Annotated in this window: 13 protein-coding genes; 2 read left to right on the top strand and 11 right to left on the bottom strand. The window is 50.4% G+C overall.

All coding sequences use genetic code 11. From position 1 onward, the window contains the following. Nucleotides 1–31: 31 nt before the first annotated feature. From ACR9Y8_RS24845 to ACR9Y8_RS24795, 11 genes are all read right to left on the bottom strand, one after another. Nucleotides 32–2344: a GH92 family glycosyl hydrolase gene (locus ACR9Y8_RS24845; protein WP_481215952.1), complete on the bottom strand. Its 2313-nt coding sequence runs from the start codon at nucleotides 2342–2344 to the stop codon at nucleotides 32–34. A gap of 5 nt (nucleotides 2345–2349) precedes the next feature. Beyond that, nucleotides 2350–3726 (bottom strand): SGNH/GDSL hydrolase family protein, encoded by a 1377-nt coding sequence (locus ACR9Y8_RS24840; RefSeq protein ID WP_481215951.1) that lies wholly within the window; start codon nucleotides 3724–3726, stop codon nucleotides 2350–2352. 10 nt (nucleotides 3727–3736) lie between these two features. After that, nucleotides 3737–6166 carry a glycoside hydrolase family 38 C-terminal domain-containing protein gene (locus ACR9Y8_RS24835; RefSeq protein WP_481215950.1) on the bottom strand — a complete coding sequence of 810 codons (2430 nt, stop codon included), beginning with the start codon at nucleotides 6164–6166 and terminating at the stop codon, nucleotides 3737–3739. A 7-nt stretch (nucleotides 6167–6173) separates the two neighbouring features. Continuing rightward, nucleotides 6174–7658, bottom strand: coding sequence for a RagB/SusD family nutrient uptake outer membrane protein (locus ACR9Y8_RS24830; RefSeq protein WP_481215949.1), 1485 nt, complete (start codon nucleotides 7656–7658; stop codon nucleotides 6174–6176). Nucleotides 7659–7674: 16 nt separating this feature from the next. Further along, nucleotides 7675–10998, bottom strand: a complete 3324-nt coding sequence (locus ACR9Y8_RS24825; protein ID WP_481215948.1) for a TonB-dependent receptor — start codon at nucleotides 10996–10998, stop codon at nucleotides 7675–7677. Beyond that, on the bottom strand, nucleotides 10976–11962 hold the full coding sequence (locus ACR9Y8_RS24820) for a FecR domain-containing protein (protein ID WP_481215947.1): 987 nt from the start codon (nucleotides 11960–11962) through the stop codon (nucleotides 10976–10978). The genes ACR9Y8_RS24825 and ACR9Y8_RS24820 overlap by 23 nt, the downstream gene beginning before the upstream one ends. A 47-nt stretch (nucleotides 11963–12009) precedes the next feature. Next, nucleotides 12010–12630, bottom strand: coding sequence for an RNA polymerase sigma-70 factor (locus tag ACR9Y8_RS24815; RefSeq protein ID WP_481215946.1), 621 nt, complete (start codon nucleotides 12628–12630; stop codon nucleotides 12010–12012). Nucleotides 12631–12724: 94 nt separating this feature from the next. Next, entirely contained in the window at nucleotides 12725–14995 is a 2271-nt protein-coding gene (locus tag ACR9Y8_RS24810; RefSeq protein WP_481215945.1) for a GH92 family glycosyl hydrolase, read from the bottom strand. 62 nt (nucleotides 14996–15057) lie between these two features. After that, nucleotides 15058–16725, bottom strand: coding sequence for an RICIN domain-containing protein (locus ACR9Y8_RS24805; protein ID WP_481215944.1), 1668 nt, complete (start codon nucleotides 16723–16725; stop codon nucleotides 15058–15060). Nucleotides 16726–16871: 146 nt separating this feature from the next. Then, nucleotides 16872–17237 (bottom strand): hypothetical protein, encoded by a 366-nt coding sequence (locus ACR9Y8_RS24800; RefSeq protein ID WP_481215943.1) that lies wholly within the window; start codon nucleotides 17235–17237, stop codon nucleotides 16872–16874. A gap of 253 nt (nucleotides 17238–17490) precedes the next feature. After that, the gene (locus ACR9Y8_RS24795) at nucleotides 17491–18012 is read right to left on the bottom strand and encodes a hypothetical protein (RefSeq protein ID WP_481215942.1); all 522 of its coding nucleotides are present in this window, start codon (nucleotides 18010–18012) and stop codon (nucleotides 17491–17493) included. 413 nt (nucleotides 18013–18425) lie between these two features. Between ACR9Y8_RS24795 and ACR9Y8_RS24790 the strand changes: the two genes are divergently transcribed. Continuing rightward, nucleotides 18426–18704, top strand: coding sequence for a hypothetical protein (locus ACR9Y8_RS24790; protein ID WP_481215941.1), 279 nt, complete (start codon nucleotides 18426–18428; stop codon nucleotides 18702–18704). A 178-nt stretch (nucleotides 18705–18882) separates the two neighbouring features. Further along, nucleotides 18883–20178 (top strand): DUF2130 domain-containing protein, encoded by a 1296-nt coding sequence (locus tag ACR9Y8_RS24785; protein ID WP_481215940.1) that lies wholly within the window; start codon nucleotides 18883–18885, stop codon nucleotides 20176–20178. The last annotated feature ends 48 nt before the right edge of the window (nucleotides 20179–20226 follow it).

Here is a 20226-nt window from a genome sequence, read left to right as displayed (position 1 = left end):
AAAACCCGTACCGCCATTCCTGTTAAAATTTTTATTGGATCCCCCAGCTTTTATTTGGCTTATTGCCCATTTCCAGGATGAGTGTTCCCCCTGCGGCAATGCTGGCATGATCAATATAACAATGGGTATAAGGTTTGCCATTCAACCACGCACGTTGTATATATAGGTTGTCAGGCGAATTTTTGCGGGTAATGATGCTGAATTGACTGCCTTTGGTATAGGCCGGGTCCAGTTGAATAGCCACCGTATCAAATACCGGGCTGGTGATCTCATACCGGGTACTGCCCGGACAAACAGGATGCAGGCCGCTGGCAGCCAATACATACCAGGCAGACATCTGGCCCACATCTTCATTGCCTACCAATCCTTCTACGGAATTGTGATAGGCGCGTGCGCAGATCTCCCGTGTCCACCGCTGGGTAAGCCAGGGCGCCCCCAGGCGGTTGAATAAAAAGGGAACATGGTGCACCGGCTCATTGGCGTGATTGTAATAATCATTCCACATCATATTCGCCGGCACTTTCTCAAAGAAGGCGCTCAGATCAGCCAGCACTTTTTCCTTTCCTCCCATCAGGCTTACCATGCCTGGTACATCCTGCGGCACAAACCAACCCTGCTGATAAGGGCTGCTTTCAATGGTGCCATAGCCCTGCCGCATACGGCCGTTCTCCGGCCAGGCTTGCCAGGTACCGTCGTCATTACGCGGACGGAACCAGCCCTTTGCCGTATCAAATACATGGCGGTAATTACTGCCGCGTGCTGTGTATTTTTTTTCATCTTCTCCCTTGCCCAGCATACCCGCCAGCTGGCCTAAACACCAGTCAAAGTACGCGTATTCCAGGGTGAGCGATATGCTCAATCCGCCGGTGGAGTATCCTTTACTGCCGTTCCCAAATTTCTCTACGGAATTTTTGGCATAAGTATAAGCCTTCGGCGCATCAAATCCACGGATGCCTTTGGCGTAGGCATCAGTAATAACGGAAACGGCCGGGTTACCGATCATACAGCCGCTGTAAGCATTCAGGAATTCCCAACGCTCCAGGTAGTGCTGGCCGCTTTCATCCGCCAGGCTCACCAATGAGTTGATCATATCATTCACTACTGCAGGATTGACGATTGTCTGTAACGGCATCTGGCTTCTGAACACATCCCATCCGCTGAAGATGGTGCGTTTATGAAAGCCCTGGGCAGTATGCACTTTGCCATCACCGCCTATATATTTACCATCCAGATCTGAAAAATTGCGGGGATCTATCATTGTGTGATACAAGGCGGTGTAGAACACGGCCTTTTGTTCCTCAGTGCCTCCTGTAACAGTCATTTTTCCCAGCGCCTGGTTCCATAGCACCCAGGCATCCCGCTGCACACCGTCAAAGTCCCAGTCTTTTATCTCTGCTTCCAGGTTGGCCTGCGCGCCGGCTATGCTGACGAATGAGATACCCGCTTTCATCAGCACCGCTTCCTGGTCAGTAGTAGCAAATTCTGTATAGAAACCCAGGTGCTTCCCTGCCTTCTCTTTGATCCCCGGCAATACCGCCGCATGGGCGATCTGTTGCTGGTAACGCTCACTTTCTATATCCTCCCGCTTACGCGTCCATCCATCGGGAATGTCGGCGCTCCATACACCATATTTTGAAAGCGGTTTGCTGAACTGCGCATAGAAATACACCGTGTAATTAGCCTTGCCATCGCCATTACCCCAGCCGCCGCCTTCGGGAGTACATTGCATAGATCCTGCGATAGTATGATCATCTATCACTTTCACTTCCTGCCAGGTGGAAGTGCCTCCTACCCTGCGGGCAAGATCTATTTGTATACGCGACTGCTGGCTGGCTGGAAACGTGAAGCGCATGATACCGCTGTGCGGAGCAGCTGCCATCTCTGCATTGATACTATGTTCTGTTAGCTTTACGGCGTAATATCCTGCAGCGGCTTTTTCATCCTGCCTGGAATAAGCAGAACGGTATCCTTCTTCAGGATGTGCCGCCCTGCCAGCAGCGGTTTGCAGCGGGCCGGTAGTTGGCATGACCAGGAAATTTCCCAGGTCGCCATACCACCCTACTCCGCTCATTTGCGTAAAGGCAAAGCCTTCTATCGTGGTGTGTTCATAACTGTAACCGGAACCATTGTCGCCGCCGGTGATGGTATTTGGACTAAGCTGTACCATACCGAATGGCGTGGCTGCCCCCGGAAAGGTTTTCCCAAGACCATGATAAACACCGGCTGCGCCTACACTCGTGCTCGCGCCAATGAAGGGATTCACATAATCAGCCGGTTCCTGTGCGATGCAAATGGCCGGAACACTTAAAACAATAATCAGGAATAATTGAGCGATGGTCTTCACAATGATTAAATTTTAACGATCTCAATTTTATGCGAAACGGGTTTGTTCAATTGATAGATCAGTTGAATGATCGTATCGATCTCCTGCTGCCAGAGGCCGCGCAGTTCTTTGTACATGGCCGTTTCGTAATTCTCTTCATGATAACGCAGCATACCGTCAGTCTTTGCATACTTACGGATGCTGTCCAGTGCCGCAGCATTATCCTTCATCAGCAGGTTCCTTTTGTCAAAGAAATTACCCTGTACCCAGTAATAACGGCGCAGGCGTGACTCCACTTCTGCACGGCGGATATTGAGCTGCATAATGGAGGTAGCTTGTTTGTACTGCGGTGTTTCCGGCTGTGTCGCCAGGTTGATACCGTTGGCAAAAACGCTGGCTGCCCATTGGCCGATTGTATGCCCGTCTATCTGCAAAGCATATTCGCCGGCTTGCAAACCCGCTACCTGCAGCATTTCCCGGTTAAAATCCTCGGTAAAAGGGATCCAGTTCAGGGCGTCGGATTGCTTCTGGTTATTACCCCAGATCCGGGCTACCGTATCCACCGGGAAAGGCAAGGACGCTGCAAGATAGTCGAAACTTACTTTACCTGTAGTAGCCGCCAGATTGCTCACTTTGCAATTAACTGCTGACTGTACTTTAGCGGCGCCTGCATCAATGCGTACATCTGCCACCGGCTGGCCGCTCAGGCCCTGGCTCTTCAGGAACAGCGAAGCCATCACCAGGTGACCTCCATTGCCTGGATGCACCCTGTCTGGCCCGATGAGTGTAAACGCGGAATCTTTTTGCTGCAGGCGGGTATTCAGCTCCGTCATCGGGTAGAACAGGTCAACAAAGGGCCACTTATTTTTTTCTGCAGCGTCTTGCTGGAACTTCACTATCTGCTGCATTGCCTTGTGTTTACCACGGAAAACATTCCCTCCGATCTTCGCTGTTTCATCATAAGGCGGGGATGACATGAGTATTTTCTGGATCCCCGGAACCTGCAGCAGCTTTTGCTCTATTTGCCCGTAACTCTGGCGGGAAGCTGCTATACGCTCACTTGCTGTCTTGTCTGCATTATCACCATTGAACTCGAAATAACCGGTATCATTCATGCCGAAAGTCAGTACCAGCACATTCGGTTTCTTGGCCAGGATATCATAGTTCAGCCGCCTGTAAATATCAGACGCCTTATCGCCACCGATACCACCGTTCATAATAAGCAGCTTCCTGGCAGGGAAATGCGTCATGTAATAGAGATACACATAAGACACATATGCGCCCTGCTCCGTAATACTGTTGCCTACAAAGATCACGCGGTCGTTCTGCTGAAAAGGCTTTACCTGCCCATGTGCCGATAGCGATACCAAACCTAGTGTAATGGAATAAAATAGTTTTTTCATATCGTACTGATTATTGATGAACATTTACATTTTTTAAACGGAGAGTGCGGATCCCGAACCGTGGCATAGACAGCCGGATAACTGTCTTCCCGGCTACTTTCCGGGGTACCAGTATTTGCCGCGGCCTGCCATCCAGTTCTTCCAGTATTGCCTGTTCAGCCGATCCGGAAAAGTACAGCTCGCGTTCACGGTTGTCACCCGCAGCATTGTAGATCCTGACAATCAGGTCTTTTCCATCCATCAGCAAAGCTGGTATCTGCCAACGTTCGTCCTGCAGGGATAACAGCGAAAAATCATTGCTCCCGGGATCTCGCATTAACAGCAGCGGTTCGCACCAGTTGGCGGCTTCTTTGCTGATACCGGCCGCATCCCATTTGCCGCGGTGCGGCACAATGGCATACTTTACTTCTGTAGGGCCTTCAATGTTATAATTACGGCCCCATAAAGCAGTACCGGCATATTGTAAAGTAAAACCCAGCGGGTAATGCTCTCCGTGCACATAGCTGGTGGTATGGTCAGTGAATAACGCCATCCCGGCATTACCATCTGTTACATCTGCCCAGTGCAGGATCACATTGTTCCTGATACTATCCCAAGTGTTAAAGAAGGTATTAGGCAGATGGCTTTCTGTGACATCGTATGGTGCATCCTTACTAAGCTTTTGCTGCGGTAAGTTAAGCGGGAACAATACCTGCAGCTTAAAGCTGTCGTTATAAAATGCCTTGTGATAGTCTTCTGCACGGTAGTGCGCTGCCTGTGGAGCGCCTATCCCCGGATCGCCCTGCCAGTTGATCCGTACCTGCATATCAATCCTCCGCCGTCCATTAGCCAGTGTAAGCAGCTGTGTAAAAGGATGTCCCGCGATAAAGCCATTGATCTCCACCACTACCTGCCCCTGGTTATCTGCTATTATGCGTACGGTAGCCGCCGTATCCGTACTGGAACGCCAGGCGGTTTCTTTATAAAAGTATCCCCTCAGCTCGTTAAAGCCACGGGCGTTCTTTGTGTCTACAATCTCCCGCTTGCCCTGCTTTTTATCAATCAGGCTGGTGATTATGCCACCCCTCGCAGGGTCTATTATCAAGCGGTACAGGTCAGTTTCAATATAATAACGGCCGTCAGGCAATTGTTTGTGCTGCCTGGCTGGAACCGCCTCCTTACCTGTTTCCTGCAGGTGATAAATCTTGTATCCCATGGGTGGCACGCTCGCTTTGAAGATCAACGGGCTGCCATTGGGGTTTTGGACAGTAACCCACTCTTCACGGTGATGCCCGGTAGTGTTCACTATGCGTATGCGCTTCTCCGGAATACCTTGCTGCTGCAGTATGCTATCGCTTACCGCGAGGGTCATATCTGTCCAGCGCTTTACTTTATCGATCCACTGATCGCCCTTGCGGCCATTATAGGGAACGATCCAGCAATCATGATGCTGCGCCAGCAGCAGGGATTTCCAGGCAGTATCCAGGGCCTGCTGTGGCCAGGGCTGATGCTCATACAGCGTGCGGATGGCGGCATACTTTTCAGCAGCAGCCAGTTTGTTCTCCGCGTTTCTTACCTGCTGTGCAATGCGCTGTAACACCTGCGCACCCCAGACCAGGCTTACCTGTATATCTTCCTGGCTCAGCTGCCACAAGCCTGTATGCTGTTTGTTCGCAATACGGCCAATATACCCTCGCCAGGTTTCATACTGCGCTTTCTCCTGTAGCCAGGGACCTCCGCGCCAACCAGCATCCTGCAGGCACATTCCCACAGGATGTTGAATTCCCGCTGCCAATGCAGATTGTATATATGCTTTACCGTTATTCCATGCAGTGGTTTGCCAGGTTGAATTGGCGGCCAGTTCTTCGGAACTATAACGCGGCACAGTGAGCAGCCTGCTTCCATCCGGTCCCTGCCACTGCACCAGCTCGCCGCCAAAAGCGCGCGTATAGCCTCCCCAACAGGTATTCGGATTCTTGAGCGACGCATATTTAAACCCGAAAGACAGCAGTACCTGCGGCAAAGCGCTGGTAAAGCAAGGCTCTTCGCTGGAGTAAGTAGTGAATACTGCCTGCGGGAAATGTGCTCTCACTTTTTGAATACCGTAACTGAGCTGCCTGATCATACTCTCACCGGAGCTCGTATAAAGATAGCTCTGGCCATAGCCCGGGTTCACATACTCGATACGGCCGGTATCCGACTGGTCTGCAAACAGGTTCTTAAAAGCGGCATAAGCTTCCGGCTCGATAACGCGCACCAGGTCCCAGGTTTCCGGCTCCAGTTCCAGGTTGATCTTCCAGTAAGGGTGAGCCTGCAGCTGTTGGGTTATAAACCCCGTATAGCCTTCCGGGTAATGCCCATACCTGCCGCCATGGTAACCGTCAATAAAATAGTGCTGCGCAAAAGATCGCTGTGCCACAACGGTGAGCAACACCGTCAGGCCAATAAAAATTCTTTTCATGCTGTTGTTAAAGCGCCAAGTCCGGGTTCTTCTGAACTTCAGCTAATGGTAATGGAAATTGTAGATCACTTTCAATAAATGCCCGGGTATGATTGGGGGCTTTGTATCCTAGCAGATCGGTCATCTGACCGCTGCTTACATCAAAAGCCCTGCGGGTGCGCAGCATATCATACCAGGTCTGAAACTCAAAGCATAGCTCCCAATATCTTTCCTTGAGAATATCATCTGTAGTTAAGGCAGCCGGTTTGGCGGCAGTGGGAAAAGCCCGGTGATGCACTGCATAGTAAGCGTCAATAGCAGCAGCGTCTGATGTAGTACCGCCATCAAGATGGCTTCTGGCCTCCGCGCATAGCAGCAATACGTCCGCATAACGGATCAGCGGGAAGTTGGCCCCTGAGCGCCCTGTCTTCTCTGCATCGCTATCCCAGAACTTGAAGATGTAAGGCGCAGGGAAATAGATCATTTCTGCCGGGTATCCATAACGCGGGTATTTGGTATAGAAAAACGCCTGTTCCTGTTTGCGTCCGTCATCATCTGCATAAGCATCATAGAATGCCTGTGTTGGCGCCATGGCGCCGCCATAGGCGGGCTGTATGGAGATAGGCTCCACCGGGTATGGCAGATAAGCGCCGTGTATATTGCTTACCGCCACCGTAGGATGATGCTGGATCATAAAAATGTGTTCCCGGGAATTCTGTACGGCCGGGTTGCGCAGATCGCTATACTGCTCGAACAAAGAGAACTGGTGGCTGTCGATCACTTCCATCGCCTTGGCATATGCTTTCCCGTAATAAGGCATGCCCTTCTGCAAAGGATAACCTGCCATAGTGATATATACTTTTGCCAGCAGCGATTTTACAGCGCCAAGGCTCACATGCCCGCTGGGATCTATCCAGGGCAGTCCACTGTTTTCGGCCATGGTAAGATCCTTCACGATCTGCTCATATACAGCTTCTTTCGGCGAACGGCGGATCTTCACATCGTTCAGGTCTTTGGTGGTGGTCAGCTTCAAAGGGATATCTCCAAATAAGCGCACCGCCTGGAAATAGTACCATGCACGCAGGAAGTACGCCTGCCCCAGGTAACGTTGTTTGGTCACTTCATCTACCAGTGTGGTAACGCTTACATGCTCGATCACACTGTTGCAGTTCTCCACCGGGTAATACGTGGCCACCCACCATCCCTGTAATCTCGAATTAGCATCATCCAGCTTTTCCAGCCGCAGGAACTGGTCGTCTTCAAAGCCCGAGGGCCGTGGCCTGCGGCTGTAACCAGTGATGTACTCCAGCGAGTATACCGGGCTTACCGATACGCCGATGTTCTCTACAAAGGGAGTAGCCAGCCCTTCATAGCAGCCATTCACCGCTGCGCTCACCTGCTCCGGCGTTTTGTAATAATGCGCCATGCTAAGTGAACCTGAAGGTTCCTCTTCCAGGAACTTACTGCAGGACGTAAGGGCTGCCAGGATCAGCAGCACGATCATTCGTTTCATATATCAATCTCTTTATTCAGAGTGTAATGTTTAATGTGAAGGCCAGCGTTTTCGCCTTCGGGTACTGGTACAGGTCTACGCCCTGGTTAAAGTCGCCATCAAACGATGATGCCTCCGGATCATAACCTTTATATTTGGTGAACAGGAAATAATTTTCCGCGCTGATACCCAGCACTGCGGTGTTTACATGCAAACGCTTCAGCCATTCTGCCGGGAGGCGGTAGCCCAGCATAATATTCCGTACCCGCAGAAAAGAGCCTTTCTCCACATTGTAACTATCGATCTCGTTAGTGAGCCCGTCACCGGGCAGGCGCAATGCAGCATTCATTACACCTTGGTGCTGCGGTGTCCAGGCATCCAGCAAACTGCGGTAGCTGTTGGTGGTAGGCGCTGCGCTCTCCATGATCAGCCGGGTCAGGTTTGCCAGGCTATGACCATAGATCACCTGCAGATCCACCGCCAGGGAAAAGTTGCGGTAGTTGAAAGTGTTTACCATACTTGCCTCGAAATCGGGCATGCCGTTGCCCAGCACTGTACGGTCGTTCGCATCTTTTACCTTGTTGTTGTTCAGGTCTGCATATTTCAGATCGCCGGGCTTTTTACCATATACCGCGGCTTCCGCGGCTTCGTCCGTGCCCCAGGTGCCGAGGCGCAGGTAACCGTAAAACTCGTTCAGGGGACGGCCTTCCATGATACGGCCTGCCCATGGATACATGATGTCGCCGTTCAGCTCCAGTACGCGGGAGCGGTTCATGGAATAGATCAGTGAAGTATTCCATGAAAAGTGCCTGCGCCGGATATTGTTTGTCACCAATGATAGTTCCAGGCCCCTGTTGCGGATAGAACCGATATTGTCAAACGCGCCTGCATACCCTGTTGTAGCAGGCAATAGCTTATAATACAGCAGATCTTTTGTTACCCGGTTATAGATGTCGCCCGTGAACTGCAGCTTGCCGTCCAGCAGCAAGGCGTCTATACCGAAATTGAACTGGTGGGCCTTCTCCCATTTCAGGTTCTTGTTACCCAATCCTGCTAAGGTAGCCGAAGGTGCTACCTGGCCGCCAAATGCAGCCTGACCGCTGTTGATCTTGTCCTGCGTTACATAATCGCCGATGTCTGCATTTCCCACGATGCCATAGCTGACACGCAGCTTCAGGTCATTGAGCTTACGCACATTGCGCAGGAAAGGTTCTGAGGATAAGCGCCAGGCAGCTGAGAAACTTGGAAAATAGCCGTACCTGTTATTGGCGCCGAAACGCGATGAGCCGTCTGCCCGGAAAGAAAAGCCGAACAGGTAACGGTTATCATAATCATAGTTGAACCGCATGTAGTACGAGTTCATCGCGGTATTGCTGGATCCGGATTCCGGGCGTTGCGGCACCAGGCCTGTCTGCAGGCTGTTGTACGAAAAGAAATCATCAAAGAATCCTTCGCTGCCAGCTTTGGTATTCATGTTTGCGAAATAGTACCAGCTGGCGCCCGCTACGCCGGTGAGCTTATGTTTACCCAACTGCTCATTCCAGGTCAGGTAATCCTCCGTTGTCCAGGAGGCTGAATTACCATGCCCGCGCGTGGCCACGCCCTGTTGTGTATCAGAATAACCGCGTATGTCACGGCCCGAATAATACAGGTCATAAGTAGCCCCGGTTTGTCCGCTGAAGCTGGCGGTGAAATGCAGCTTGCTGCTGAGATAAAATGTGGCCAGCAGGTTGCCCATTGTATAGTTGCGGCCTGCTACCGACTGTACTTCTTTCATCAGCCGCACCGGGTTCTCTGAATCTTCTGCGCCCGGGTAATCGCCTTTGCGGGAATAAGTGCCGTCGGCATACTTCACCGGGAGAAAAGGCAGGAACTCATAGATCTGCCTTACGGCATTCAGGCCGAAAGTATTGATGTCTACATTATTCTGTTTGAAGGCGCCGCTGTTGATCACCGCCTGTACATGCAGCCACTTCTTCACATCCCAGCCGAGACTGAGAAACCCGTTCACCTGCCGGGAATAACTGTTGATCAGGATCCCTTGCTGATCATTATACGAAAGGCTTGCCAGCGCGGTAATATCGTCCTTTCCCAAAGAGAAGGAGAGCGCATGCTCATGCGATATAGCCAGGCGGCTCGCAGCGTCCTGCCAGTCGGTATTGTACCTGGGCGTGCCATCGGCATTGAACAGCTCTTCCTTGCGCGGAAACTTCCGCGCAGGATCAAGATGCGGCGCCGTGCGGCCCGGCAGGTATTCATACTGGCGTTTGAACATGTCCAATGCCTCGCTGGCATCCATCAGGTCTACTTTACGGGCCAGGGTGCCGAAGCTGAGCGTGTTGCGGAACGAAATGCCCGGACTGTTCTTCCCGCCCCTTTTGGTAGTGATCACGATCACGCCGTTGGATCCTCTTGAACCGTAAATTGCCGAAGCAGCGGCATCTTTCAGCACGTCTACCGCGGCAACAATATTAGGATCGATGACCTGGGGATCCGCCCCTACTATTCCATCGATCACGTACAGCGGGCCGTTATAGGCATTGATGGAACCAGTGCCCCTGATCTTTACAATGGGATTGCCGCCGGGTTTACCGGAGTTCATCATCACGCTTACTCCTGCCACTTTACCTGCCAGGCCCTGCATCACGTTCATGGTGCTGGCCCGTTCATTCAGGTCTTCTCCTTTCACGGTGCCCACCGCCGTGGTCAGGTTCTCTTTACTGGAAGTGCCGTAGCCGATCACAACCACCTCTCCCAGGGGAGAGGGTTTTGGCAGCAAGGTAATGTATAGGGATATAGGACCTGCCACCGGCAATTCTTCTTCGTAGAAACCCATTAAGCGGAACCGTAGCGTATCTCCCGGGCCTGCGCGGATATTGAATCCGCCCGCCTGGTCGGTCACCACACGTCGCTGCCTGCCTTTTACGAACACATTTACCCCTGGCAGCGGATTTCCCTGCTCATCCGTTACACGGCCGCTCAGTTCCGGTATCAGGGCCGGATCAGGCAAAGTTTTTTCCTGCCGTGTGATCAGGATGTTCCTGCCTCTCAGCTCGTACTGCAGGGCAGCTGGCAGCAGCTTCAGGACCTGCTCCAGGGAGATATGTTTTTTGCTGATCGTTATCTTTCCGCTACCTGCGATCTCCGCAGGATTATATACAAACCTGAACCGCGTACTGGCTTCTATCTGTTCAAATACTTTATCAAATCCCTGGTTCAGCACCTGTATGTTCACCAGGGTACGCTGCAGCTCTCCCTCCGTCCCGGTTTGTGCAGCTGTTTGTTTTATGATCCCGCAACACAACGCCAGTACAAGGCAGGCCAGCCATACTATCCGCTTAGCGCTTTGGTTGATCATCATATATCAGGTATTCATTGCCACCGGACGTCTCCCTGTAGCTGAATCCGTAAATATCGCATAGCATCTTCAAAATATCCTTCAAAGCTGTGTTCCTGTCAAACCGGGCCGTGAGCAGCAAGTTGGCAATAGATGTTTCAGCAAAGCGGATACGTACCTGATAAGCGCGTTCCAGTCTTTGTGCGATATTGCCAAACGTAAGATTCCTGAACACCAGCTGCCCTTCTCTCCAGGCGTCGAAGTCGGCCGCGTTGATCGCTGTTGTATCTATCTTATTCCCTTCGGTACGATATATTGCCTGCTGATCGGCGCTGAGCGCAATACCAGTGGCCTGGTCATTGCCCACCGCTACCTTACCGCTGGACACCGTTACCGTTATGGATGCTTCCGGCGTGTAGGCATCAATATTAAAGCTGGTGCCAAGCACCTTTACATCCAGCTTTCCTGCATGTACCAGGAAGGCTTTGCCCTGCTGCGGCGCCACCTCAAAATAGCCTTCGCCTTCCAGCCACAGCTCACGGTTTTCCGCCTGCGTATAGCGTAGCTTGCTATCGAAGTTCAGCCAGATAAGGGTGCCATCGGGCAATGCGATTTTTTTGATCCCGCTCCTGTCTGCCTGCGCGGTGAGGGTAACGGGCGCTGTATCCGATACTGCTCCGCGCTTGTTTGCAAAGTAGATCCCTCCGGCAAGCAATAAGACCACAATACTGGCAGCAGCCCACCAATAGCGGAACGGCGCTTTAATGATTCTGGCTGCCGGTGAGGCCTCTGCTATTTCATGGCTGATGCGCAGGAAGAGCAGCTGTTCCAGCGCAATGCGCTCTTCGGCGCTGAGCTGTTCCGTTAAACCCGCATGCCCTTCAAAAGACCGGTACCAGTCGTCTACCTCCCGGATCTCTGCTTCCGTGGCGGCTCCATCCAGGTATTTACCCAATAGTGCTTTTAACCGGTCGTTGTTCATGTCCATAATCTCTAACATTAGACACCTGAAAAATGGCCTACCGCCACTGTGGTTCAAAATAGTTTGAAAAATCTTTCCGTTAAAAGCAGTGCAGCAACCAGCAACCAGAACAAGGTAAAATTGTATTCCTTCAGGCGCGAACGTAGTATTTTCAGGGCTTTGCCCATGTGTTTCTCTACCGTGTTCACTGAGATGCCCAGCTGCTCCGCAATATGCTGATACGACAGATGCTCTTTACGGCTCAGGTAAAATACCTCGCGGCATTTCTCCGGCATACTGGCGCATGATTCGTCGATCCGTTGCTGCAGCTCCTTGAGTTGCAGACTGCTGGCCGCATCGGGCTGATAAGGCTCCGCGCCTTTCTGCATGCGTTGCTGATAAGTATTGCGTACCAGCTCTGCACGAATGGTATTCAGCACTTTATTTTTCAGGGAGATATGCAGGTAATTGCGGAGAGAGCTGTGCAGCACGATCGTTTCCCGCTTCAGGTACAGGTTCACCAGCAGGCTTTGTACCAGCTCCATGGCTGTTTCCCGTTCTTTTACCCGCCGGTAGGCCGCATCCAGCAGCTCCTGCCAGAAACGCCTGAAGATCTCTTCAAATGCTTCTTTATTTCCCTGCTTTACCTGCAGGAATAATGCTTCATCAGCGTACGTGGAAAGGTCTTGTCGCATCACGGGAATTCAAACTACCGACTAATTTAATCGATTTAGCAGTATTTTCTTAATCTTCCCGTAAAATTGCCCGCGACGCAATTTCCCCGCTATATTATTTTCCCCCGCTCAGTGAAAATGGCTGGTCGGCAGCTCCTGTACCCCGACTGGTGGCTGGCCGGCTGCCCATTTCGAGCACCAGCACGCCGCCATTAACGATATCTGCATGCCGCAGCCAGTTATGCGGATAAGGTTTTCCGTTCAGCGTGGCCGATTGTATGTACACATTCTCCGGACTATTATTACGCGATTCCACCACGAATTGTTTCCCGTTTTCAAGGGTCAGCGTCATTTTCGGGAATAGCGGGCTGCCCATCACATATTGGTCTGTACCCGGACAAACACTATAAAAACCCATTGCGCTCATCACGTACCAGGACGACATCTGCCCCTGGTCTTCATCGCCGGGGTAGCCATTCTCTCCGGCGTTATACAATTTTTCCATTACCTCCCGCGCATGCTGCTGCGCTTTCCAGGGCTGCCCCGCGTAATTATACAAATAGACCATGTGCTGCACCGGCTGGTTGCCATGTGCGTATTGGCCCATATTGGCATTGACCATTTCCGTCATCTCGTGGATCATCTGCTTGTAATAACCCACGTTCACCTTATTGGGCACGCTGAATACCGAGTCCAGCTTAGCAATAAAACGGTCTTCGCCCCCCATCAGGTTGATCAGTCCCTGCACATCATGAAACACCGACCATTGCCAGTGCCAGGCATTGCCCTCTGTATAAGGGCCGCCCCATTCATAGGGATCAAATCCTTCCACCCAGCTGCCATCCAGCTTACGGCCGCGCATAAAACCGGTGACGCTGTCGTACTGGTTTTTATAGTTGTGCATCGTACGCCCAAAGACGTATTGATAGAAACTATTGCCAGTCAGCTTTGCCAGCTGGTACCCACAAAAATCATCATAAGCATATTCCAGGGTTTGTGAGGTACTTCCATGCGATTCAGGGAAGCTTACATAGCCCAGCTGGTAATATTCTTTCCACCCCGCTCTTCCATTAGCGCCTCCCCAGGGGCCTTTGTTCATGGCTTCATGGTAATAAGCATCCAGTGCTTTTTTCGGGTCAAAGGTACGGATGCCTTTTACCCAGGCATCTGTTAAAAGGGAAATGGCATGGTTGCCCAGCATACCGCCTGTTTCGCTCGGGAAAGACCAGGCAGGAAACCAGCCGCATTGTTGCTGAGCATCCAGCAGCGCCTGCATATAGCGGCCCTCCATAATGGGATGCAGGATAGTGTTCAACGGGAACTGCGCGCGAAAAGTATCCCAGAAACCATTGTCTGTATACATATAACCGGGATGCACCTTTCCATCATAGGGACTGAAATAATACGGCTCGCCCTTGCTGTTGTATTCAAAGAAACTGTGCGAAAAAAGATTGGCCCGGAAAAGACAGGAATAGAAAGTAGCCCTGTCTTTTTCCGAACCTCCCGTTGCCAGTACCCGGTTAAAAAGCGTGTTCCAGGTTTTGTTGGCAGCGGCCCTTGTTTGCTCCAACGTCGTAAAGTTGCCTAATTCCTGCTGCCACGTTTGCGCTGCCTGCTCCGGGCTGATATATGAAGATGCCACCCGGGCCTGCACTTTTGCACCATTACGAAAACGGATATACGCCCCTGCGCCCTTTCCTTCAGCAACCAGGCTATCTGCCCACACTTCGTTATGTACATTCTCCCAGGTGCCCACCCCCTCAAAAGGCTGATCGAACACGATCACAAAATAATTCCTGAAATTCCCCGGTATGAACCTGCCATTGGTCACATAACCGGTGATCTTCCGTGCTGCCGGGAATATTTTGATGCCGCTCATACCATTGTAGCCATCCAGCACCAGGTAGGCCGGTGTTTTAGCCGGGAAAGAAAAGCGCAGGTGCGCGCCTCTTTCAGTAGGTGATATTTCTGTAGTGATCTTATTGGTAAAGCTTACCTTATAGTAATCCGGCCGCGTCACTTCATCCGCATGGCTGAATACGGAGGCCCGCTCCTCCTCACTAACTTTCAGCTCACCTGCTACCGGCATCAGGCTGAATACGGCATAGTCGCCTACCCAGGGACTGCATTGGTGGGCCTGCTGAAATCCGCGGATCGTGTTAGCCTTGTACTGGTACTTCCAACCCTCGCCATTCTTACCTGTTTGGGCTGACCATGCATGCATGCCAAAAGGCAGTGCCGTGGTGGGATAGGTATTACCGTTGCTAAGCGCAAATTCAGAATTGGTGCCCTGCAAAGTATTGGCATAGGCTACCAGGTCTTGCTGTTGTGCTGATGCGGTGAGCACGCCGCACAGTAAAAGGATGATTAAGTTCCGGATCTTCATTACACGTGGCGACTTTCAGATTAGACACCCCGGAACAGCACAACCGCCATTCTGCAAAAAAATTAAAGCCCGATCATTGCATAAGGCACTCTGATCCCTTTTACCCGGTAATAGTAAGGATCCAGGTAAGCGCCTTCACATCCATCCAGACCACAGGCAGAAAAATTCAGGCAATAGGTCAGCAGCAATTCATTCCTGCCGTTATTGAATTCAGGATGAACAACCGGCGTATAATAACGGGCATACTGGCCTTTAAAATATTCCCTGATCGTGTATACGAGGGTTTGTGCGGAGAAGGGGCCCGTGGGTGAAGTGGAAGTGGCAATATAAATATTCCTGTCGGGGTCACAGTTGAAACCCTGGTCCATGGTCATCAGGATATACTTACCATTCAGGTAAGCGATACTATTGGAGCCTCTGCCATCAGCTATCTTGGAAGCTGCGCCCGGGCTAACGCTGCTGGTCCAGGAGGATCCGTTATAATACTGCCATTGCTGCGGATTGCTTTCCGGAAAGCGGGCCACATGCAGATAGCTGCCGTAACCAAAGCTCACCGCCTCACTGCCAAAGACATATACGTAGCCATCTCCTGGTTTCACCATGCCGGAGGAATAGTTCACAGCGGTCTGGTTAAGCCCATTAGGCAGGGTACGCTCTGCCACCCATTGCGTACCTGCGCTCTGCGTTAAGCGATAGAACGACTGGGCAGTGGCATTCAGGTCATTACCTTCCGCACAATGCACATATACTTTGTCGCCGATCTCAATACCAGGGCCAGACCAGGTCCAGGCAGTACCCGGCTGTATATTAAAGATCTGTTTAGGCTTACCGGACGTGCTGTTATTAATCGTCATATTGGGCGTGTTATCGGGGCTCCAATCCGTTTTGGATGGCTGGATCAGCACTGAATTACTGTAGCTATGAAATGCGCCGCAGTTAAACATATTATTGGGCTGTACCTGAGAACCATCCCAGGCATCCTGTGTTACCCACAATACTTTTCCATTGTTGGCGCCCCAGGTCAAGGGGATGCTGTTTCCCTGATCAAAAGCGGCAGAGCCCTGTGTAGTATTATTGCGGTTGAAGAAACGCACCACTGCATCGTCACGGTAGGTATCATTAGCAATGACGCTGATGGTCCAGTATTGTTTATTATCACTCGCAGCAGTTTCCTGTATTACGCTGGCGCCATTGCTGGTAGCACCGTTTTGAACAGACAGCGATAAACCATTCCCCTTGTTAACGATCTTGTACTGCCCGCCGCCCAGGTCGTCCAGCCTCCATAACTGCTGATCGGCCAATAAAGGGAATGCTGCATACTGCTGCAGCACCGTACCACTCACATTAGTGCCTGACGGCACATCCAGCAGCTTGCCGCTGTAAAGGTTCCTGATCTGGTAATACCGGGCGCCGTTCACTGTTGTCTGATAGATCAAATGCCATTTCTGCCAGCTGTCCTGCCGGGTGCCTGACAGCGAGGTTTGCCACTGCTGCAGGGTAGCATTGTCTTTAAACTTTTCATTCAGGGAGGGATTGCCGCTTACTTCCAGGAATTTGCTGCTTTTAACATTTTTAATAGTGACGGTAGCGTAATCGGGAAGCGCCAGCAGCAAGGCGCCCATTTTTGCATTGCTAAGGGTTTCTTTTGTTCGATCGGAGTCTACCAGCTGTTGTTTGCAGGCGGTCATGGATAGCAAATAGATGCCTAAGAAAATGAGCCGTTTCTTCATAATAGTGGAATTTTCTGGTGAATATTTAGGGTGTTCTCACTATTATCAGACACCTTGAAAAGGTTCAACCGCCATTATGCCTAAAAAAAATAGAACCCGTACCGCACGGGTTCTATTTCTCCAGTAGGCTTTTATCCGATTACTATCTATCTTTTACAATCTGCTGTCCATGTGCCTTTGTTGTTAGATACCAGCATCTTCAGCGTACTTGCTGTAATGGTAATACCGGTAACACCGTCACCTACACTGATGTAGGTATTGTCGCCCTGCTTCTGAAATTGCACCCCTGTTATATTCGGAATACCGCTTCCGAAATCAAAGGTGTAAGAGTTGTCTACTTTCACTACAGTTACCCGCCCGTCTTCATCGTTATGAGACTCGGTTCCATCGTTGTAGGTAATCGTCCCATTGTATGTTCCTACAAAAAAATCGTTGTCAGCAGGATCATCATCCTTACTGCATCCCACTGCAAAAACCAGCATAGCAATAAAAAAGATTCCTAAAAGTTTCATGCTCTTTTTCATAACCTTATTTTCACTCTGCTAAAACAAGCACTGTGCCAAATACAGCATTAAAGCATTTTTAAATACTTACGAAAACCAATGGCAGAGCCGGCTGGGGCGCATAGGATATAGACCGGCTACAATCTGTGAAAACTTTACTACGGATATTATTCCTAATGAGAAAATTGCTGATCAACATACAACAACAACCCTTGAAGATCCTGGTTGATAGAACATATTGTAGAGGCATTCACATGCTTCTTTACTCACACAATACTTTCGCAAAATCTTTTGTGCGGTATGCCTTCAGCAATTTATAGGCGGTGCTCACCTGTCCAGTTGCTTTGCTATTGGCCGGTAGGGTTTTCTTATCCTCCATATATCGTATTACCCTATCATCTTTCACATAAGTGCGGTACAATGTTTTTGTCTCAGGACCTTCCGCCGGCCCGCCAATGATCTCTTCATAACAGAAAATGATTTTGCCCGTCTGGTAGTAAAATTCGCGGGTCCAGCTGCCGTCACCGATGGCGCCGGATTCCACGATCTTCACGATCTCCTGCTTATCTAAAAAGTACGTCACTACGCCCTGATCCACACACCCGGCGGAATCATATTGAAATTTCTCGGAGGCAAGGGAAGTGGTATTTATCTTTTTGAACTCCATCCGGATAGAGAGAATACTTTGTTCCAGCGCGGGATCATTTTGCTGGGCATTGGTTTTTAATCCAGGCACTACTATCAGTAGTAGTATAATGGTCAGGCAACGGATAAACAGGCTCATCTTAGTTTAACTTATTTGCATATGAAAGTATGACATTGTTTTAAATAGAAATAGCAAAGGGCCGTTTGGAGACAGCCCTTTGCTATTTCGCATGTTTTGGTATTATTCTGCGTAGACCTTTACTTTTCTCAATTCTTCAGCCACACATCTTATGGCATGTTCCAGCTTCTTTAGAGCATGTTGTCACTCTTTTCGATAATTACTTCCGGTTTCATACTAAAGATCAATTAGTATTAAAAGGTATCATTTTTGAAACTTATAACAAAAATTTTGCAATTTACACTTACTGCACTACTACAGCGGTTAATCCGGTGTTAACTCTTCCCATCCAATCCTTAACATTCCCTTAATCCCCCCTTAACCTCCGCCTAACATCTGCTGACGATATTCGATATACAAAACCCATCGTCCCCATGCAGAAAGTTATCACCGTTACGATAGACCTTGACAGGCTACAGGCAGCCGGTCAGCAGGAAGATACACAGGCAGTGTCCTTTGCCGCTGAAGTGCCCGAACTGAACCAGTGGCTGGAAGAAGGCTGGGTAATAGAAGAATGGGAGAACCTGAGCGCCAATGCCGCCAATGGAAGTGTGACACTGTTATTTATCCTGACCGACGAACTGTTGTACGATATGCCCGAAGCTGCTGACGACAGCGAGCTTCAACTGGAGGAAGAGCAGGAGGAGGAATAATACCTATGCCTCGTTGCCTCCGTTCCCGTGCCCCTTTTTGTTTGTTTTTTGCTATGTTAACCAGGAAGGGAAGGTTCTCCTTCCTTTTTTCTTTTTATCCTACCTTTACACCTTGCTACGCCGATACACTGCGTAGTAAATTGTTAGTTTACAATCATCGATACTAGTCTTGTGAATTATGGGAACATCAATTACCTGTCCTAATTGCAAACACCAGTTTGTAATGGAGGATGCGTTTGCCGCTGATATAGAAAAGGAAATGCGTGGAAAACTGGAATCGGAATGGCGTAAGCGAATGGAAGTATTGCAGGCAGAAAAACAACAGCTGGCGCAGCAACGCCAGCAGGTAGAACAGCAAAGGCAAATACAGGAGGAAGAGCTGAATAAACGCCTCTTATCAGAAAAAGAGAAGCTGCACGCTTCCCTATCGGAGAACATACGTAAAACCCTCAGCGCCGATTTTGAGAACCAGCTACGGATGCTGCAGCAAACCAACCAGGAGCAGGAAGAGCGCCTGAGGGAAGCCCGCCGCCAGGAACTGGAATTCCTGCGCAGGGAACAGGAACTGCGCAACAAGGAAGAAGAACTGGAAATAGCCATGCAGAAAAAGATCCTGGAAGCCCGCAACCAGCTCTCAGAAGTGATCCGCAAAGAGGAATCAGAACGCAGCCAGCTCCGGGAAACAGAATTCCAGCTGCGCCTCCGCGAAATGGAGAAGCAACTGGAAGATCAGCGCAAACTGGCCGATGAGATGAAACGCAAGGCAGAACAGGGCTCTATGCAGCTGCAGGGAGAGATCCAGGAACTGGCCCTCGAAGAACTGTTAAGACAGGCATTCCCCTTCGACGAAATATCAGAAGTAGGCAAAGGCGTAAAAGGCGCAGACTGTATACAAACCATCCGCAACCAATATGGGCAGGACTGCGGCCGCATTATCTACGAAAGCAAACGCACCAAAGATTTCTCAAAAGACTGGGTGGAAAAACTGAAAGCCGATATGCGCAGCCTGGGCGCCGACGTAGCCATACTCGTTACCCAGGCCATGCCTAAAGACATGGAACGCTTTGGCGAACGCGAAGGTGTTTGGATCTGCTCCTTTACAGAAGTAAAAGCCCTGGCGCTGGTATTGCGCGATGGCGTGATCAGGATCGCCGGCGCCCTCAAAAGCCAGGAGAATAAAGGCGATAAAATGCACATGCTGTATAATTATCTTACCAGCAGCGAGTTTGCAGAACAATGGAAAGCCATCCGCGAAGGATTCCTCGCCATGAAGCTCTCCATACAGAAAGAACGCGAAGCCATGGAAAAACTTTGGAAGGCCCGCGAAAAACAACTGGAAAAGGTACTGCTCAACGCCGCCCATATCAAAGGCTCTGTAGAAGGCATCGCAGGCAGCGATTCTGTTGACCTCAAGCTCCTGGAAGACGCGGCGGATGAACTGCTGATGGGCAATGGTGCAACGCCCGTCGAGTAACATTATGTTTTTATTAAATTTGTTTTACCTTTAGCCTACAAACAGATA

The sequence above is a fragment of the Chitinophaga sp. SVR4-12A genome (assembly GCF_056754765.1).
Note: the sequence above shows the minus strand (reverse complement) of the source record. Positions and strands in the feature narration are given on the sequence as shown.

Bases quoted from the DNA above. Each gene is read 5' to 3' on its own strand.
- ACR9Y8_RS24785 (WP_481215940.1), top strand. From the start codon at position 18,883: ATGGGAACATCAATTACCTGTCCTAATTGCAAACACCAGTTTGTAATG.
- ACR9Y8_RS24800 (WP_481215943.1), bottom strand. From the start codon at position 17,237: ATGAAACTTTTAGGAATCTTTTTTATTGCTATGCTGGTTTTTGCAGTG.
- ACR9Y8_RS24835 (WP_481215950.1), bottom strand. From the start codon at position 6,166: ATGAAAAGAATTTTTATTGGCCTGACGGTGTTGCTCACCGTTGTGGCA.
- ACR9Y8_RS24810 (WP_481215945.1), bottom strand. From the start codon at position 14,995: ATGAAGATCCGGAACTTAATCATCCTTTTACTGTGCGGCGTGCTCACC.
- ACR9Y8_RS24840 (WP_481215951.1), bottom strand. From the start codon at position 3,726: ATGAAAAAACTATTTTATTCCATTACACTAGGTTTGGTATCGCTATCG.
- ACR9Y8_RS24820 (WP_481215947.1), bottom strand. From the start codon at position 11,962: ATGGACATGAACAACGACCGGTTAAAAGCACTATTGGGTAAATACCTG.
- ACR9Y8_RS24815 (WP_481215946.1), bottom strand. From the start codon at position 12,630: ATGCGACAAGACCTTTCCACGTACGCTGATGAAGCATTATTCCTGCAG.
- ACR9Y8_RS24795 (WP_481215942.1), bottom strand. From the start codon at position 18,012: ATGAGCCTGTTTATCCGTTGCCTGACCATTATACTACTACTGATAGTA.
- ACR9Y8_RS24825 (WP_481215948.1), bottom strand. From the start codon at position 10,998: ATGATGATCAACCAAAGCGCTAAGCGGATAGTATGGCTGGCCTGCCTT.
- ACR9Y8_RS24830 (WP_481215949.1), bottom strand. From the start codon at position 7,658: ATGAAACGAATGATCGTGCTGCTGATCCTGGCAGCCCTTACGTCCTGC.
- ACR9Y8_RS24805 (WP_481215944.1), bottom strand. From the start codon at position 16,725: ATGAAGAAACGGCTCATTTTCTTAGGCATCTATTTGCTATCCATGACC.
- ACR9Y8_RS24790 (WP_481215941.1), top strand. From the start codon at position 18,426: ATGCAGAAAGTTATCACCGTTACGATAGACCTTGACAGGCTACAGGCA.